General features: G+C 74.3%; 15 protein-coding genes and 1 tRNA gene. 12 read left to right on the top strand and 4 right to left on the bottom strand.

Annotation, left to right across the window (positions count from 1 at the left end):
- Positions 1-3: 3 nt before the first annotated feature.
- The 4 genes from JOF36_RS33310 (at position 4) to JOF36_RS33295 (ending at position 2963) form a co-directional block, all read left to right on the top strand.
- Positions 4-669: a GNAT family N-acetyltransferase gene (locus tag JOF36_RS33310; RefSeq protein ID WP_307862714.1), complete on the top strand. Its 666-nt coding sequence runs from the start codon at positions 4-6 to the stop codon at positions 667-669.
- Between the two features lie 218 nt (positions 670-887).
- Complete coding sequence (sepX, locus tag JOF36_RS41160) at positions 888-2162, top strand: divisome protein SepX/GlpR (protein ID WP_210034662.1); 1275 nt, start codon at positions 888-890, stop codon at positions 2160-2162.
- A gap of 44 nt (positions 2163-2206) precedes the next feature.
- A tRNA-Ala gene (locus JOF36_RS33300) sits at positions 2207-2282 on the top strand.
- Positions 2283-2345: 63 nt separating this feature from the next.
- Positions 2346-2963: a DUF5701 family protein gene (locus JOF36_RS33295; RefSeq protein WP_210034660.1), complete on the top strand. Its 618-nt coding sequence runs from the start codon at positions 2346-2348 to the stop codon at positions 2961-2963.
- Here JOF36_RS33295 and JOF36_RS41155 read toward each other — a convergent pair.
- The 3 genes from JOF36_RS41155 to JOF36_RS33280 all read right to left on the bottom strand — a co-directional run bounded on the left by JOF36_RS41155 (position 2951) and on the right by JOF36_RS33280 (position 6194).
- Positions 2951-3967 carry a CopD family protein gene (locus JOF36_RS41155; RefSeq protein WP_210034658.1) on the bottom strand — a complete coding sequence of 339 codons (1017 nt, stop codon included), beginning with the start codon at positions 3965-3967 and terminating at the stop codon, positions 2951-2953. The genes JOF36_RS33295 and JOF36_RS41155 overlap by 13 nt on opposite strands.
- Positions 3898-4509 carry a copper resistance CopC family protein gene (locus tag JOF36_RS33285; protein ID WP_307862713.1) on the bottom strand — a complete coding sequence of 204 codons (612 nt, stop codon included), beginning with the start codon at positions 4507-4509 and terminating at the stop codon, positions 3898-3900. Before JOF36_RS33285 ends, JOF36_RS41155 begins: the two co-directional genes overlap by 70 nt.
- A gap of 89 nt (positions 4510-4598) precedes the next feature.
- Complete coding sequence (locus JOF36_RS33280; RefSeq protein WP_210034656.1) at positions 4599-6194, bottom strand: dolichyl-phosphate-mannose--protein mannosyltransferase; 1596 nt, start codon at positions 6192-6194, stop codon at positions 4599-4601.
- A 25-nt stretch (positions 6195-6219) separates the two neighbouring features.
- Here JOF36_RS33280 and rsmI point away from each other — a divergent pair, with 25 nt between their 5' ends.
- The 8 genes from rsmI to JOF36_RS33240 all read left to right on the top strand — a co-directional run bounded on the left by rsmI (position 6220) and on the right by JOF36_RS33240 (position 16457).
- Complete coding sequence (gene rsmI / locus JOF36_RS33275; RefSeq protein WP_307862712.1) at positions 6220-7101, top strand: 16S rRNA (cytidine(1402)-2'-O)-methyltransferase; 882 nt, start codon at positions 6220-6222, stop codon at positions 7099-7101.
- Positions 7102-7166: 65 nt separating this feature from the next.
- A complete protein-coding gene (gene metG / locus JOF36_RS33270) occupies positions 7167-8957 on the top strand; it encodes a methionine--tRNA ligase (protein WP_210034654.1) in 1791 nt (596 codons plus the stop codon).
- Positions 8954-9808, top strand: a complete 855-nt coding sequence (locus tag JOF36_RS33265; protein WP_210034652.1) for a TatD family hydrolase — start codon at positions 8954-8956, stop codon at positions 9806-9808. The genes metG and JOF36_RS33265 overlap by 4 nt, the downstream gene beginning before the upstream one ends.
- A gap of 266 nt (positions 9809-10074) precedes the next feature.
- On the top strand, positions 10075-11010 hold the full coding sequence (locus tag JOF36_RS40465; protein ID WP_210034651.1) for a resuscitation-promoting factor: 936 nt from the start codon (positions 10075-10077) through the stop codon (positions 11008-11010).
- Between the two features lie 45 nt (positions 11011-11055).
- A complete protein-coding gene (rsmA, locus tag JOF36_RS33255) occupies positions 11056-11928 on the top strand; it encodes a 16S rRNA (adenine(1518)-N(6)/adenine(1519)-N(6))-dimethyltransferase RsmA (RefSeq protein WP_210034649.1) in 873 nt (290 codons plus the stop codon).
- A 25-nt stretch (positions 11929-11953) separates the two neighbouring features.
- Positions 11954-13558 carry a DHA2 family efflux MFS transporter permease subunit gene (locus JOF36_RS33250; RefSeq protein WP_307862711.1) on the top strand — a complete coding sequence of 535 codons (1605 nt, stop codon included), beginning with the start codon at positions 11954-11956 and terminating at the stop codon, positions 13556-13558.
- Positions 13559-13666: 108 nt separating this feature from the next.
- Positions 13667-14641 carry a 4-(cytidine 5'-diphospho)-2-C-methyl-D-erythritol kinase gene (locus JOF36_RS33245; protein WP_210034647.1) on the top strand — a complete coding sequence of 325 codons (975 nt, stop codon included), beginning with the start codon at positions 13667-13669 and terminating at the stop codon, positions 14639-14641.
- 16 nt (positions 14642-14657) lie between these two features.
- Entirely contained in the window at positions 14658-16457 is a 1800-nt protein-coding gene (locus JOF36_RS33240; protein ID WP_210034645.1) for an ABC-F family ATP-binding cassette domain-containing protein, read from the top strand.
- 214 nt (positions 16458-16671) lie between these two features.
- Here JOF36_RS33240 and JOF36_RS33235 read toward each other — a convergent pair whose 3' ends face one another.
- On the bottom strand, positions 16672-17502 hold the full coding sequence (locus JOF36_RS33235) for an LLM class F420-dependent oxidoreductase (RefSeq protein ID WP_210034643.1): 831 nt from the start codon (positions 17500-17502) through the stop codon (positions 16672-16674).
- Positions 17503-17504 lie beyond the last annotated feature (2 nt).

Here is a 17504-nt window from a genome sequence, read left to right as displayed (position 1 = left end):
GGCGTGCCCCCGCCCACCGTCCCGGAGCCGCCGGGCAGCCACCCCGGCTGGCCGGCCCGGCTCGGGCCGGTGCGGGTGGGCGAGCACGTCCTCCGGCTCCGTCCGGTCCGGCTGCGCGACGGCGGGGAGTGGGCCCGGATCCGGCTGCGCGACGAGGAGCACCTGCGCCCGTGGGAGACCACCACGCACGGTGGCTGGGCCCGCCGCAACTCGTCGGTCGAGTGGCCGGGCCGCTGGTACCTGCTGCGCTCGTCCGCGCGGCGGGGGCTGTCGCTGCCGTTCGCGATCGAGGTGGACGGAGTACTGGCCGGGCACGTCATGGTCGGCAACGTCGTGCGGGAGCCGCTGCTCTCGGCGTACGTCGGGTACTGGATGGACTCGCGGCTCGGCGGCCGGGGGATCACCACGGCGGCGGTCGCGCTGGTGCTCGACCACTGTTTCGGGCCGGTGCGGCTGCACCGGGTGGAGGCCACCGTCCGGCCGGAGAACGTCGCCAGCATCGCCGTACTGAGCCGGCTCGGGTTCCGGCGCGAGGGGCTGCTGCGCCGCTACCTCGACGTCGACGGGGCCTGGCGCGACCACTACGGCTACGCCCTGACCGCGGAGGAGATCCCGCCGGGCGGCTTCGTCGCGAAACTCGTCCGGGAGGGTCGCGCGGCACGGGCCTGACCGGCGGCTCCGAGCACGGTCAGTGATCATTCCCGAGTGGGTTGTGACCCACCGGAGTCACATGAGTACCGGCTGTCACTGCTTTCGCGCGGTCCGTCCGAGGGACCACGGCGCGTCGCGGCCGGATCCCGCGCCGTCTCCCTCTTATGGTGATCCACGGTGGGCGGGGTCGGGACCGGCTCACCGGGTGGACTGCGCCGGTCGGGGAGGAGGCAGCCGTGCCCAGCTCTCTGATCTTCGTGGGCCTGGTGGTGCTGTGGCTCCTGATTCTCGTGCCGACCGTCGCCCGGCGTCAGCAGGAGGTGGCGCGGCTCAGCCCGGCGCTGTTGTCCGGGCGGGTGCTGGAACGTCCGATGCGGCATCGATACCCGGAGGTGGGCCAGATGGAGCGATCTGCTCCGAGCACCGTCGGCGAGCTGGTCGAGACCCGGGGCGACGTCCCGGGTCAACGTGACCACGACGCCGACCGCTACGACGAGTTCGATGCCGAGATCGACGACGACGGCCGCGTGTACGGCCTCGACGACGACCTCGAGTGGGACGGCCGGGAGCGCGACCCCCGGCCGGCCACGGACCGCGAGGGGGACGGCCCCGGCGACGCGGATCTCGAGCTCGACGAGCAGGACCGGGGCGATCGCTCCGCCCTCGGGGACCGCCGCGGCGACCCGGAGGAGCTGGACGACCGGGCTGATCGGGACGACGACCGGGACGACGGGGATTCGTACGACCGGACTCCGGACGACCGGCTCGACGACACCGACCACGACGACGACGCCGACCTCGACCACGACGACCACCTCGACCACGACGGGCCGCACGACGAGCTCGACGAGGAGGAGGACCGGGACCCGCCGGCCCGCTACCGGCCCGGCCGGGGCGGGTTCGACCCGGAGGCCGCCGCCGCGACGGCGCACGCCAAGTACACGTTCCGCCAGCGCGTCGTCCTCGCGCTGCTGGTGCTGCTGCTCGCCGCGGGCGCCACCGCGCTGCTGGTCTCGACCGTGTTCTGGTGGGTGGCCGGCGCGCTGGGGGTCGGACTGGTCGGGTACCTCACCTACCTGCGCCGCCAGGTCCGGATCGAGGAGTCGATCCGGGCACGCCGCGCCGCACGGCTCACCGGTGCCCGCCGAGCCCCGGTGGAGGAGGTCGAGCCGGAGATCGGGGACCAGGACGAGCGGGACACCCCGGCTCCCGAGGACGAGGCCGCGGACGAGGACGGGACGGCGCAGGTCGAGGACGAGGTGGACTGGACCTCCGACGACGGCGAGCCCTCCCGCGTCCGCGGGACCGGCGAGCCGCTGGGGGTGCTGCCCGCCCGCCGCCGGACCGTCGAGGGGCCGGCCTCGACCGAGCACGAGTCGTCGCTGCCCCGGCTCGCGGCTGCCCCGCCGCCCCCGGTCCCGACCGGGACGTCGCTGGTCGACGTGAACGCCGAGGAGGAGCCGGACGTGCTCGACGACCCGATCACCCACCGGCGTGCGGTGGGTGAGTAGGGGTCTGTTAGTGTTCTCCAGGTCGGTCCGCGAGGGCGGGCCACGGGGCTGTAGCGCAGTTGGTAGCGCGTCTCGTTCGCATCGAGAAGGTCAGGGGTTCGATTCCCCTCAGCTCCACCATTTCCTCACAGGCCGGGCCCGGACGGGTCCGGCCTTCGTCGTCTCGTGGGTACGATCGCGCGGGTGCCCCTCCCCGCCCTGCCGCCCGTCGCAGACCAGGCCGAGAAGCTGATCGAGATCGGGGCCACCGGCCCGCTCACCCCGGACCTGCTTCGGAAGGAGGCGGCCGCGCTGCCCGACCGGCCCGGGCTGCTCGTCGTCGGAGGTCTGGCGCCGTCGGTGATCGCACCGCTGATGCGCCGCGCCGGCCGGCCCGGGTTCGTCGTCGAGGACATGACCGACGCCGACGACTTCGCCCCGGTCACCGAGGTCCCGGACACACCGGTGTGGCTGCTGGAGGACCTCGAGCGCGGGGACGACCTGCAGAACGCCTCACCCGCGGAGGCCGAGGAGCAGTTCGCCGCCCGCGCCCGGGTGCCGATGCTGCTCACCGAGGGCGTCCAGTGGGTGCTGCAGGCCCCGGAGGTGCTCGAGCGCAACCACTGCTTCATGACGACCGGTTCCCGGCTCCGGAAGGCGAACGGCCGGCTCGACGCCCGCACCCCCGCCGTCTGGATCTCCAACGGGACCGGGCGGGACGGGAAGGAACGCCGGGACGCGCCGAAGGTCGGCTGGTGCTGGTGGAACAACCGGCACACCTGGCTCGGGTTCGGCTCCGGCGCGCGCCGCTACGCGGTGTGAGTCAGCGTCGCCGCGACACCGGTCGCGGTGGCGAGCAGCAGGATCTCGATCGTCGCCCAGGCGAGGACCGGCAGCCGTCCGGCGGCCAGCCGGCGCCGGGTGAGGTAGCCCAGCGCTCCCGCCCCGGCGAGCAGCACGATCTTCGCCAGGAGCACGCCGCCGTAGGCGGTGGTGAACACCTCCAGCGGCGAGGACAGCCGGGCGGTCGCGGCGAGCAGCCCGGACAGCGCCAGTACCGCGATGCCGGCGCCGGCGAGCCGGGAGAACCGGGGGAGCGCCGTGCGCAGGACGTCGGCGTCCCGGGCCAGGACGAGTATCGCGCCGAGCCCGCCGACCCACAGCAGGGCCGCCGCCACGTGCAGCACGACACCCGGGACGGCGAGCACCGCCCGCGCCGACGCGGCCGCGTGCCCGGTCGCGGCGGGCGCGGCCGCCCCGATCACTGCCAGGACGAGCACGAGCACCGGCGGCCCGGTGCCCTGGCCGGGGCGCGCCGGGCGCCCGGCGGCCGCCCCGGCGAGCAGCAGTACCGCGACCCCGGCCAGTAGCAGGCCCTGACCGGCCCGGATCCCGGTGAGCTGGCCGGTGACGTCGCCGATCCGGACCGCGGTGAGCGGGACACCGGCGAGGAGCGCGCCGCGCGCCACGGCCTCGACGAGCAGCGCGGCGAGCCAGGCGGGCACGGCCGCCGCGAGCACCCGGTCGGCGCCCGGGACCCGGCCGGGTGCCAGGACGGCCACGAGTGCCGCCCCGGCGACGGCCAGCGCCGCGAGATCGGCCGCGGCCCGCGCGAGGGTCCGGGCGAGGTCCGGTCCGGTGCCGCCCGGCCCGATCCCGCCGGTCAGCGCGGCCGTGGCCACCGCCGCGCCGAGGACGACGGCGACCCAGGCGGCGGGTACGGCCGCCGGCTCCCGGGCCGGTGCGTCCGCGGAGCTCAGCTCCTCGCCCGGCGCAGCGCGTACACCACCCCGCCGCCGAGCACGACGACGGCGCCCAGCAGCCACGGCCACACCGGCGCGCCCTCGCCGTCCCCAGCCGTACCGGCGACCGGGGTCTCGGCGGTCCCGGTGGTCTCCGGCGTGACGAACGGTGCGTCGGACGGCCCGGCAGACGGTGCAGCGGGCACGGCCGCCGGAGCGCTCGCGGGCGCCGCCGCCGGGCCCGGCGCGGTCAGGGTGAAGGGGACGGTGCCCGACACCGGGTGGCCGTCGTCGGAGACGACCCGGTACTCGATCGTGTAGACCCCGGCTGCACCGAGCGGTTCCAGCGGCACGGTCAGGGTGCCGTCCTGGCCGGTGGGTGCACCGGCGGCACGGTCGGTGCCGTCCGGCCCGGTGACCGTGACGCGTGCGGTCCCGGCGGGAATGGCCTCGGTGAACGTCAGGGTCACCTCGGCCGGGGCCTGCGCGACCTCCGACTCCGCGGCGGGGTTGCTGGACTCGAGCTCGGTGTGCGCCCATGCGGGGGAGGCGCCGAGGAGGAGCGCGACGGCGCCGGCGACGAGGACGACGGCGGCGCGGCGGATCGTGGGGAGGGCAGTGCTCACAGAAGAGTGGTCGGTTCGGAACCCCCCAGGGTTCCGAACCGACGCCGTACTCACCTGTTCAGCGCAACGACCGGCCCGCAACCCTGTTCTCACCGCCAGGACGGTAGCCAGAGCTCCGCCTGCCAGTGTGCCTGGGTGATCGGGTCACCGACCAGGATCGGCCACAGCCACACGAAGTTGACCGCGATCAGCGCCACCCAGGCCGAGACGAGCAGCAGCCCGATCCGCCGCCGTCGTTCGCTCTGCCCGGTGTGCCCCAGCAGCCGTCCCATGACCAGCACGACCGCCAGCACCAGGAACGGCGCCACCGGCATCATGTAGAAGAAGTACATCTGCCGGTCCAGGTTGACGAACCACGGCAGGAACCCGGCGCCGTAGCCGACCAGCACCGCCGTCCACCGCCAGTCGGCCCGGGTCACCGCCCGCCACAGGCCCCAGGCCAGCACCGGGATCGACGCCCACCACAGCGCCGGGGTGCCGATCAGCATGACCGCCGACACGCACTCGGACTCGCCGCAGCCGGCCGCGTTGTCGGAGTAGCGGTAGAGCATCGGGCGCAGCCCCATCGGCCACGTCCACGGCTTCGACTCCCACGGGTGCGCCCCGGTCGAGGTGGTCGTCAGGTTCTCGTGGAAGGACAGCGCCCGGCCGTGGTAGTACCAGAGCGACCGCATCGCGTCCGGCACCCAGGCGAACGGCCCGCCGGTGCCGATCTCGCGCCCGACCTGGTAGCGGTCGATGGCGTTCTCGCTGCCGAACCACGCCCACCAGGACGCCACGTAGGTGATGATCGGGACCAGCGCGAGCGCCCACAGCGCCGGGGCGAGGTCCCGCACGACGGTCCCCGCCCAGGGCCGGGCGACCCCGGCGCGGCGGCGCAACGAGACGTCCCACAGCACGCAGAGCACGCCGAACGCGGCCACGTAGTAGGAGCCGTTCCACTTCACCGCGCAGGCCAGGCCGAGGCAGACCCCGGCCACCAGCCGCCACCAGCGCACCCCCCAGCGCGGCCCGAACGGGGTGTCGCCGACCCTGCCGTCGGCGACCACCCGGGCCATCCGGGCACGCACGTCGTCGTGGTCGCAGAGCAGCGCGGCGAACGCGGCCACCACGAACAGCGCGGAGAACGCGTCGAGCATCCCCATCCGGGACTGCACGTGCGAGAGCCCGTCGGCGGCCAGCAGGAGCCCGGCGAGTCCGCCGAGCGCCGTCGAGCGGGTGAGCCGGCGCCCGGCCCGCGCCACGAGCAGCACGGTCAGCACCCCGGCCAGCGCGGCCGCGGCCCGCCAGCCGACGCCGTCGTAGCCGAACACCAGCTGCCCCAGGGCGATCAGCTGCTTGCCCAGCGGCGGATGGACGATCTTCTCGTAGCCCGGGTTGTTCTCGACGCCGCCGTTGCGGACCATCTCCCAGGCGTGCGGCACGTAGTGCTTCTCGTCGAAGACCGGGGTGCCACGATCGGTCGGATCGCCCAGGTCGTAGAACCGCAGCAGCACCGCGATCAGCACCACGCCGGCCGTCACCAGCCATCCGCGCAGCCGGTCCGACGGCGGCGGGACGCCGAGCCGGGCAGCCTGTCCGGGGTCGGCCCGCCGCAGCGGCGGGGGACTGCCGAGGGGCGTCAGCCCCCGCTCCGGAGCCGTGCCGGCCACCCGGCTCCCGGGGTCGGTGGTCGAGGTGGCCATCGCCCTCGATCGTAGGCTGGACGGCGTGCCGACTCCCGCTGCCTCCGGACGCGAGGCGCCGTCCGCGTCCGCGCCGGGCGTCCTCGTACTGGCCGCGACCCCGCTGGGCGACCCGCGGGACGCCTCCCCGCGGCTGCGGGAGCTGATCGGTACCGCCGACGTGATCGCCGCCGAGGACACCCGCCGGTTCCGGACCCTGGCCGCGTCACTGCCGGTCACCTACACCGGCAAGATCGTCAGCCACTACGACGCCGTCGAGGCCGAGCGTCTGCCCGGGCTGCTCGCCGCCGTCCGGGACGGGGCGACGGTGCTGGTCGTGTCCGACGCCGGGATGCCCGCGGTGTCCGACCCCGGCTACCGGCTGGTGGCCGCGGCCGCCGCCGAGGACCTGCCGGTCACCTGCGTGCCCGGCCCGTCGGCGGTGACGACGGCGCTGGTGCTCTCCGGGCTGCCCTGCGAGCGGTTCTGCTTCGACGGCTTCCCGCCGCGCCGCCCCGGCGAGCGGCGCCGGTGGCTGGAGGCGCTGCGTGATGAGCGCCGGGCCGCGGTGTTCTTCGAGTCGCCGCGGCGCACCGCCGACACCCTCGCCGCCGCCGTCGAGGTGCTGGGCGCCGAGCGGCGGGCCGCGGTGTGCCGGGAGCTCACCAAGACCCACGAGCAGGTGGTGCGGGGCACCCTGGCCGAGCTGGCGGACTGGGCGGCGGCCGGGGACGTGCTCGGCGAGGTGACGATCGTGCTGGCCGGGGCGCAGCCGCGGGAGGCGCCGCCGGTGGAGAGCCTGGTCGACGCCGTCCGCGAGCGCACCGACGACGGTGAGCGGCTCAAGGACGCCGTCGCCGCCGTCGCCGAGGCGACCGGCGTGCCGAAACGGGAGCTGTACAACGCGGCCCTGGCCGCCCGGGACTGAGCCGGCCGGTCCGGCGGCGGGTGGCGCCGCGCGGCGCGTTCGTACCGGTGAATACGCTGGACACCATGAACGATGCCGTGCTGACCGCCGTGGCGTGGCCCTACGCCAACGGTCCCCGGCACATCGGCCACGTGTCCGGCTTCGGTGTGCCCTCCGACGTCTTCGCCCGGTACCGGCGAATGGCGGGGGACCGGGTGCTGATGGTCTCCGGCACCGACGAGCACGGCACCCCGATCCAGGTGCAGGCCGACACCGAGGGACTCACCCCGCGGCAGCTGGCCGACAAGTACAACGACGTGATCACCCGGGACCTGCAGGGGCTGGGCCTGTCCTACGACCTGTTCACCCGCACCACGACCTCGAACCACTACGAGGTCGCGCAGGAGATGTTCACGTCGCTGTACAAGAACGGCTACGTGATCCCCAAGACGCAGCTGGGCGCGATCAGCCCGTCCACCGGGCGGACGCTGCCGGACCGCTACATCGAGGGCACCTGCCCGATCTGCGGCTACGACGGCGCCCGCGGCGACCAGTGCGACAACTGCGGCAACCAGCTCGACCCGGCCGACCTCAAGAACCCGCGCTCGCGGATCAACGGTGAGGTCCCCGAGTTCATCGAGACCGAGCACCTGTTCCTCGACCTGCCGGCGTTCTCCGAGTCGCTCGGGTCCTGGTTGTCCACCCGCACCGACTGGCGGCCCAACGTGCTGCGGTTCTCGGCGAACCTGGCCAAGGACCTCAAGCCGCGGGCGATCACCCGCGACCTCGAGTGGGGCGTCCCGGTGCCGCTGGACGGCTGGTCGGACAACCCGATGAAGAAGATCTACGTCTGGTTCGACGCGGTGATCGGCTACCTCTCGGCGTCGGTCGAGTGGGCGCGGCGCAGCGGCGACCCGGACGCCTGGAAGCAGTGGTGGACCGACCCGGCGGCCCAGGCGTACTACTTCATGGGCAAGGACAACATCACCTTCCACTCGGTGATGTGGCCGGCGATCATGCTCGGGCACAACGGGCAGGGCGACCGCGGCGGCGAGCCGGGGGCGTTCGGGAACCTGAACCTGCCCAGCGAGGTCGTGTCGTCGGAGTACCTGACGATGAGCGGCTCCAAGTTCTCCACCAGCCGCGGCAACGTGATCTACGTCGGGGACTTCCTGCGCGAGTTCGGGCCGGACGCGCTGCGCTACCACATCGCCGTCGCCGGGCCGGAGAGCCAGGACGTCGACTTCACCTGGGACGAGTTCGTCCGCCGGGTCAACTTCGAGCTGGCCAACGAGTGGGGCAACCTGGTCAACCGGTCGATCTCGATGGCGCACAAGAACGTCGGCGCGATCCCGGAGCCGAAGGCCCCGCAGCAGGCCGACGCCGAGCTGCTGGCCTACTCCAAGGCCGGGTTCGACACCGTGGGCGGGCTGCTCGCGCGCAACCGGTTCAAGCAGGCCGCCGGCGAGGCGATGCGGGTGGTCACCGCGGCCAACCGCTACCTGTCCGACCAGGAGCCGTGGAAGCGCAAGGACGACCCGGAGCGGCGGGACACGATCCTGCACACCGCGCTGCAGGTCGTGCAGGACGCCAACACCCTGCTCACCCCGTTCCTGCCGCACTCGGCGCAGAAGGTGCACGAGGCGCTCGGCGGCACCGGGGTGTGGGCGGCGCAGCCCGAGCGGCAGACGGTCGAGGACCTGGGTGACGGGCCCGCGTACCCGGTCCTGACCGGGGACTACGCGGCCGAACAGGCGCACTGGGGATCCACCCCGATCGCGACCGGCCGGCCGCTGGCCAAGCCGGCGCCGATCTTCGCCAAGCTCGCGCCGGAGCTGGGGGAAACGGGCCCGGAGTGGGCCCCGGTCCAGCAGTGAGCCCGTCGTCCGGGCAGAGCGGTGCGCACGGCCGCCGTCCTCGCCCGGAGCCGCCGGAGCCGCTCGCGGCACCGACGATCGACAGCCACACCCACCTCGACGCGACCGGCTGCGAGACCGGCGCCGACGTCGTCGCCGCGATGGACCGGGCGGCGGCGGTCGGTGTCGTCGGGGCGGTCACGATCGCTGACGACCTGGCCGCCGCGCGCTGGGCGGTCGGCGCCGCGCACGCCGACGACCGGGTGTGGGCGGCGGTCGCGCTGCACCCCACCCGCACGGCGTCGGTGACCTCCGGCGACCTGGCCGAGATCGAGCGGCTCGCCGCCGACGAGCGGGTGGTCGCGGTCGGCGAGACCGGCCTGGACTACTACTGGGACCACGCGCCGCCCTCGGCCCAGCAGGACGCCTTCCGCTGGCACATCGGGCTGGCCAAGCGGATCGGCAAGCCGCTGATGATCCATGACCGGGACGCGCACGACGACGTCCTGCGGATCCTGCGCGAGGAGGGCGCCCCGGAGACGGTGGTCTTCCACTGCTTCTCCGGCGACGCCGCGATGGCGCGCGAGTGCGTCGACGCCGGCTACGTGCTGTCCTTCGCCGGGCCGGTCACCTTCAAGCGCAACGACGAGCTGCGGGCCGCCGCGGCGCTGGTCCCGGACGAGCAGTTCCTGGTGGAGACCGACGCCCCGTTCCTCACCCCGCACCCGCAACGCGGGCGGGCCGGGGAGCCGTACGTGCTGCCGTGGACCGTGCGCGGCATCGCCGCCACCCGTGGTGAGCCGGAAGCCCGCGTCGCCGAGATGGCACGGCGCAACGCCGAACGGGTCTTCCGGACGGGCGCAACCGAATAACGCCGCCCACCGCGGCGGATGGCGGAGTCGCTGTCACTCGGCGTGGATCACCGTCCGTTCGCCGCCGCCGGGGTGCCGGGGTGCTTCACGGTCGGTCACGGTCCGCTAACGTCGCTCGCCGTACCCGCCGGGATGGGGTCGCTCCCCCGACCCGCGGGACGACGGTCGTCCGCTCCCCAGCATGCGGTTCCGCTCCCCGGCTCCGCGCCGGCCGTCGTCTCCGCAGGTCACGCCCCCTGACCGGCCAGCCGAGACACCGGGACATCATGTTCGAGCGCAGCGTTGGTCTTTCCCCCGACGACGACGTCACGCGTCCCCTTCCCGTGTCCGGTGCGCCGGCCCCGGCCGGGCTGTCCGCCGACGAGGCCGGGTACGTCACCTACGACGGCCGGCACCGCGCCGGTGCCGGCCGGTCGAAGGCCGGTGTCCGCACCGTCGCCGCCGCCGCGCTGTTCTCCGTGCCGACCGGCGGGCTCGCCGCCGCCGTGATGACGCCGCAGGCCGAGCCGGAGCCGCAGACCCTGCGCGCCGACCTGGCCGCCGCGTCGACCGATCTCGGTACCGCGTCGATGGCGCTGGAGCAGCAGCGGTCGTCGCCCGCGTCGTTCGCCCCGGTCGCCGCGCCGGTCACCGGGTCGCAGATCGTCGCCGCGCAGGTCGTCGAGTCGCAGAAGCTGCCGGTCCCGGAGCGGGAGGTGCAGGACCCGAACCTGGAGGAGGGCACCCGCACCGTCGTCGACCCGGGCCGCGAGGGCGAGCGCAGCGTGATCTGGCGGGTGACCTACGACCAGGGCCGCGAGGTCTCCCGCGAGCGGATCGGCGCCGGCCAGGACACGCCGGCCGCGCCGCGCGTGGTGAAGGTCGGCACCAAGAAGAAGGCCGAGGAGATCGTGGAGGAGGCCCAGGCGAAGGCCCAGGAGAAGACGGGGTCCTCCGCTCCGGCCGTCTCCAACGGCGCCACCTGGGACAAGCTCGCGAAGTGCGAGTCCGGCGGCGACTGGTCGATCAACACCGGCAACGGCTACTCGGGTGGCCTGCAGTTCGACAAGCAGACCTGGCAGTCCTACGGCGGCGACGAGTACGCGCCCACCGCGGGCAAGGCGAGCCGCGAGGAGCAGATCTCGGTCGCCGAGAAGGTGCGCGACGACCGTGGCGGCTACAGCGCCTGGCCCTCGTGCTCCAGCAAGCTCGGCCTGAACTGAGGCCCGGCGGTCGAGGGCCGAAGCGGCCCCGGCGAGAATGAGCGTGTGAGCGAGAACGGGACCGCCCGGCTGCTGGGCCCCGCCGAGGTCCGGGTGCTGGCCGACCAGCTCGGTCTGCGGCCCACCAAGAAGCTCGGCCAGAACTTCGTGCACGACGCCAACACGGTCCGCCGGATCGTGAAGGTCGCCGGCGTCGGGGGCGACGACGTCGTGCTGGAGGTCGGTCCGGGCCTCGGTTCGCTCACCCTCGCCCTGCTCCCCGTCGCCGACCGGGTGCACGCGATCGAGATCGATCCCGTGCTGGCCGACCGGCTCGCGGAGACCGTCGCCGACCGGGCTCCCGATCTCGCGGACCGGCTCACCGTGACCGGCGCGGACGCGCTGCGGGTGAGCGCCGCCGACCTCGCCGTCCCCGGCCGGGCCGCGCCGACCGCGATCGTCGCGAACCTGCCCTACAACGTCGCCGTCCCCGTCCTGCTGCACCTGCTCGCCGAGCTGCCCGGCATCGAACGGGGCCTCGTCATGGTGCAGGCCGAGGTCGCCGACCGGCTCGCGGCGCGTCCCGGCTCGCGGGAGTACGGCTCGCCCAGCGCCAAGCTCGCCTGGTACGCCGACGCCCGCCGGGCAGGCCCCGTCCCGCGGTCGGTGTTCTGGCCGGTCCCGGGCGTCGACTCCGGACTGCTCTCCTTCACCCGGCAGGACCCGCCGCCCGGTGCCGACCGGGCCGCGACGTTCGCGGTGATCGAGGCGGCCTTCGCGCAGCGGCGCAAGGTGCTGCGCGGGGCCCTCGCGGGCTGGGCCGGTTCCCCGGCCGCCGCCGAGACGGCGTTGCGCGCCGCGGGTATCGACCCGATGACCCGGGCCGAGCGGCTGACGGTCGCGGACTTCGCCGCGGTGGCGCGGGCGAAGGCATCATGACGCCCGTGCCGTGCATCATGACGCCGTGACACTGTCGAGCGAACGCGTGGTCGGCACGGACGGGACCAGCCCCTGGCCCGCGCTGTGGGCGCTGGTCATCGGGTTCTTCATGATCCTGGTCGACGCCACGATCGTGACCGTCGCGACCCCGGCGCTGCTGAGCGCGTTCGGCACCGACGTCAACTCCGTGATCTGGGTGACGAGCGCCTACCTGCTGGCCTACGCCGTCCCGCTGCTGATCACCGGCCGGCTCGGTGACCGGTTCGGGCCCAAGCGCGTCTACCTGGCCGGGCTCGCGGTGTTCACCCTGGCGTCGCTGTGGTGCGGCCTGACGACGACTGTCGGCGGGCTGATCCTCGCGCGCGTCGCCCAGGGGCTCGGCGCGGCGATGATGACGCCGCAGACGATGGCCGTGATCACCCGCACCTTCCCGGCTGCCCAGCGTGGCCGCGCGATGAGCCTGTGGGGCGCGGTCGCCGGGGTCGCCACCCTGACCGGTCCGATCCTGGGCGGGCTGCTCGTCGGCGGTCTCGGCTGGCAGTGGATCTTCTTCGTGAACGTGCCGTTCGGTGTCGCCGCATTCGTCGCGGTCTGGAAGCTGGTGCCGTCCCTGACGGTCTCGAAGCGGCGGTTCGACCTGGTCGGCGTCGTGCTGTCGGCGACCGGCATGTTCCTGCTCGTCTTCGGTATCCAGGAGGGCCAGAAGTACGACTGGGGCCCGATCGTCGGCGCGGTACCGGTCTGGGCGCTGATCGTCACCGGGGCCGCGGTGCTCGTCGTCTTCGTGTGGTGGCAGGCCGTGCTCGGTAGCCGGCCCGGCGATCGGCCGGGCGGGTGGCTCGGCGGCAGCGAACCGCTGGTGACGCTGCGGCTGTTCCGGGACCGCAACTTCTCGCTGGCCAACATCGCGATCTGCACCGTCGGGTTCGCGATCACCGCCCAGGGCTTCCCGCTGATGATCTACGCGCAGAGCGTCCGCGGGTTCTCGCCGACCGAGGCCGCGCTGCTGCTCGCGCCGCTGGCGATCCTCTCCGGCGGGCTCGCGCCGTGGACCGGCAAGCTGACCGACCGGATCCACCCGCGGTTGATCGGCGGGTTCGGCATGGCCACGTTCGTCCTCGGTCTGCTCTGGCTGGCGCTGGTGATGGGGCCCGACACCCCTGTCTGGCAGCTCCTGCTGCCGATCTCGCTGCTCGGTGTGTCGAACTCGTGCGTGTGGGCGCCGATCTCCACCAGCGCCACCCGCAACCTGCCGATGGACCAGGCCGGGTCCGGGTCCGGGATCTACAACACCACCCGCCAGGTCGGCGCGGTGCTGGGCAGCGCGGGCATCGCCGTGCTGATGCAGTCCCGGATCGCCGCCCTGGTCCCCGGTGCGGGGGACGGGGGCTCGGGCTCGCCGGAGACCGCGGCCGCCGGCGGGCCGCTGCCCGAGGCGGTGCGGGGTCCGTTCGCCGACGCGATGGCCCAGTCGGTGCTGCTCCCCGCCGCCGTCCTGGTGATCGGCCTGGTCGCGGTGGCGTTCTTCGCCACACCGCGCCACCTCCTGGCCCGCCGGTCGGCCACGGTCTCAGCGGACGAGGTCGCGCCGGTCGGGGCCCCTCCACCCGGAGAACCGCTCGCGAGGTGAGCGGGTTCCGCGCACCCTGCACCCCGCCCACCCGGCCGCGGGTGAGCCCTCCCACCTGGATCGGCCGGTCGGCGGCACGACCTCGACCGCGGCCCGTAGGGTTGAACGGTGCTGTCCGCCGTTCCGCGACCGGTCACCGTCCGGGTCCCCGCGAAGATCAACCTGCACCTCGCCGTGGGCGGGGTGCGGCCGGACGGCTTCCATGACCTGGTCACCGTCTTCCACGCGGTGAGCCTGTTCGACGAGGTCTCGGTGGAGCGCGCCGACGAGCCCGCCCTGGACGTGCACGGCGACGGCGTCGCCGAGGTCCCCATCGACGCCACCAACCTGGCCTGGCGCGCCGTGGAGCTGCTGGCGCAGAAGGCGGGCCGCGACCCGGACGTCCGGGTGACCCTGCGCAAGGGCATCCCGGTCGCCGGGGGGATGGCCGGTGGCTCCGCCGACGCCGCCGGCGCGCTCGTCGCGCTGTCGACGCTGTGGCGGATGGAGCTGGGCCGCGACGATCTCGCCGAGCTGGCCGCCGAGCTCGGCTCGGACGTGACGTTCGGGCTGCACGGTGGCACCGCGCTCGGCACCGGCCGCGGCGAGCGGATCATCCCGGTGCTGGCCCGGCACAAGCTGCACTGGGTGATCGCGCTGGCCCGGGGCGGGCTGTCCACCCCGGCGGTGTTCGGCGAGATGGACCGGCTGCGCGGCGACGGCGAGGCCCCGGACCGCCCGGTCGAACCGGTGCTGGAGGCGCTCGCCGGCGGCGACCCGCGCCAGCTCGCCCTCAACCTCGGCAACGACCTGCAGGCCGCCGCCGTCTCGATGGCCCCGGACCTGCGCCGCACGCTGCGCGCCGGGGTCAACGCGGGCGCGCTGGCAGGGCTGGTGTCCGGGTCCGGGCCGACCTGCGCGTTCCTCTGCGCCGACGCCGACGCGGCCGTCGAGGTCGCCACCGAGCTGGCCGGGATGGGCGTGTGCCGCACCGTCCGCGTCGCGCACGGCCCGGTGCACGGTGCCCGTGTGATCGACGACGAACCCCCACCCGAACGCGGCGGGCCGTCGGCGTCGGACGCCTGGCCCCCGGCTCGTGCCTGATGAGAGTGAACGACTGATGGCGAACCTGCTCAACCTCGAGAACGTCACCGCGCACGTTCCCGGCGACGCCTCCCGCGTGCTGCTCGACGCCGTCTCGCTCGGCGTCGAACAGGGCGAGCGGATCGGCGTCGTCGGGCTGAACGGCGGCGGCAAGACCACCCTGCTCGACGTGATCACCGGCGAGCGCCCGGCCGAGGGCGGCCGGGTCAGCCGGGTCGGCGGCCTGCGGATGGCCCATCTCGCGCAGCGCGACCGCTTCCCCGCCGGGTCCCGGGTGCGCGACATCGTCCTGCAGCACTACGACGCCGACCACGAGTGGGCGGCCGATCCCCGCGTGCGGGACGTGCTCGACGGGCTGGGGATCACCGACGTCGAGCGATCCACCGACGGCCTGTCCGGAGGGGAGAAGCGCCGGGTCGCCCTGGCCGCCACCCTGGTCGGGGAGCTCGATCTCGTCGTGCTCGACGAGCCCACCAACCACCTCGACGTCGAGGGCATCGGCTGGCTCGCGCAGCACCTGGTCGACCGGCGGATCGCGCTCGTGGTCGTGACGCACGACCGCTGGTTCCTCGACACCGTCTGCACCCGCACCTGGGAGGTCGCGAACGGGCGCGTCGAGTCCTACCTCGGCGGCTACGCCGACTGGGTCTACGCCCGCGCCGAGCGCAGCCGCCAGGCCGACGCCGCCGAGCAGCGCCGCCGCAACCTCGCCCGCAAGGAGCTGGCGTGGCTGCGCCGCGGACCGCCCGCGCGCACGTCGAAGCCGCGGTACCGGATCGAGTCCGCCGAGGCGCTGATCGCCGACGTCCCGGCCCCGCGCGACACCGTCGAGCTGATGCAGTTCGCCACCAACCGGCTCGGCCGCACCGTGCTGGAGCTGGAGGACGCGACCGTGCACGTCGCCGGCCGCACGCTGCTGGACCGGGTCACCTGGCGGCTCGGTCCCGGGGACCGGGTCGGGATCGTCGGCATCAACGGCTCGGGCAAGACGACGCTGCTGCGCGCCCTGTCCGGTCAGTGCGACCTCGACGGCGGCCGCCGGGTGCAGGGCAGCACCGTGAAGCTGGCGCAGCTGAGCCAGGAGCTGATCGACCTGCCCGCCGACATGCGCGTGCTGGAGGCGACCGAGGCCGTCGCGAAGTACGTGCGGTTCGGCAAGCAGGAGATGACGGCGTCGCAGGTGCTGGAGCGGCTCGGGTTCCCCGCCTCCCGGCAGTGGACCCCGGTCGGACGCCTGTCCGGCGGCGAGCGGCGCCGGCTGCAGCTCACCCGGCTGCTGATGGACGAGCCGAACGTCCTGCTGCTCGACGAGCCGACGAACGACCTCGACGTCGACACCCTCACCGGCCTGGAGGACCTGCTCGACGGCTGGCCGGGCACGCTCGTCGTGGTCAGCCACGACCGGTACCTCACCGAGCGGGTCTGCGACCAGGTGCTGGCGCTGTTCGGCGACGGCTCGCTCACCCACCTGCCCGGCGGGATCCCCGAGTACCTGTCCCGGCGGGCCGCCGCCGGCCGCGGCCCGGCCGGCGCGGCACCCACGGCACCGCAGGCGTCCGGTGCGCCCGTGGCGAAGCCTGCCGCGCCCAAGGTGGACGCCGCCGCCCAGCGGGCCGCCCGGAAGGAGGCGCAGCGCCTCGAACGGCGGATGGAGCAGCTCACCAAGCAGGAGGAGAAGCTGCACGCCCAGCTGGCCGAGGCGGCGACCGACCCGGGCCGGCTGGTCGAGCTGGACCGCGAGCGCAAGGCCGTCGTCACCGAGCGGGAGTCGGTCGAGATCGAGTGGATGGACGCGGCCGAGCGCGCCGAGGGTTAGGTCCTCTCCTACTCAGGTAGGAGACGATCGGCCCGGATATCAGTATTTCGACCGATCCGGAACGCCCCGGTGTGCGGCTACCGTCGTGAACGCGTCACGGCGGGCTTGGGGAGCGTCGCCGGGGCGCGGGGGGAACGGGCCGGTTCCCGTCGCCGCTCGTCGGGGGGACGGCGACGGGACCGGCCGACGTCGTAGGTACGCCGCGGCTCCCGCCTCAGCGGGCCTTCTCGGCCACCTGCGCGAGCTCGTCCAGCTTCGTGAGGGTCTCCGACTCCGGCCGCGTCGGGAGCAGGAACGTCACCCGCTCGACGCCTGCCTCGGCGTATCCGGCGATCGCCGCCGGGTCCGGCGGGCCGGCGAACACGGTCGTCGGGACGTCCGGCTTGCCGCGGTCCGCGAGATCCGCCCGCACCCGCTTGATCTCGTCGAACGAGGTGTGCGCGCGGGGCAGCCAGCCGTCGCCGACCTCGGCGAGCCGGTTCAGCGCGGCCTCGCTCTCGCCGCCCAGGTAGATCGGCGGGTGCGGGGTACTGACCGGCTTCGGCCAGCAGAACGAGCGCTCGAGCTGGACGTGCTCGCCGTCGAACTCGGCCTCCTCCTGTGTCCAGAGTGCCTTGAGCGCGTGCAGCTGCTCGGTCATCAGCGGGCCGCGCTTCGCCGGGTCCACCCCGTGGTTGCGCATCTCCTCGCGGTTCCAGCCCGCGCCGACCCCGAACAGCAGGCGCCCGCCGGACATGAGATCGAGGCTCGCCGTCTGCTTCGCGGTGTGGATGACGTCGCGCTGCGGCATCAGCGCGATGCCGGTGCCGAGCAACAGGTCGGTCGTGGTCTCGGCCATTGCGGCCAGCGTGACGAACGGGTCGAGGGTCCGGTAGTAGACCCGGGGGAGGTCCCCGCCGCCCGGGTACGGCGACTTCCGGCTGGTCGGGATGTGGGAGTGCTCGGCGAGGAACACCGAGTCGAAACCGCGCTCCTCCAGTGCACGCCCCAGCGGTCCGGGGCGGATGCCCTCGTCGGTCACGAACGTCGCGATGCCGAATCTCATGG

The sequence above is a fragment of the Pseudonocardia parietis genome (assembly GCF_017876315.1).
Taxonomy (GTDB): Bacteria; Actinomycetota; Actinomycetes; order Mycobacteriales; family Pseudonocardiaceae; genus Pseudonocardia; species Pseudonocardia parietis.
The sequence above is the reverse complement of the archived record's forward strand: the minus strand, read 5'-3'. Positions and strand labels throughout refer to the sequence as shown.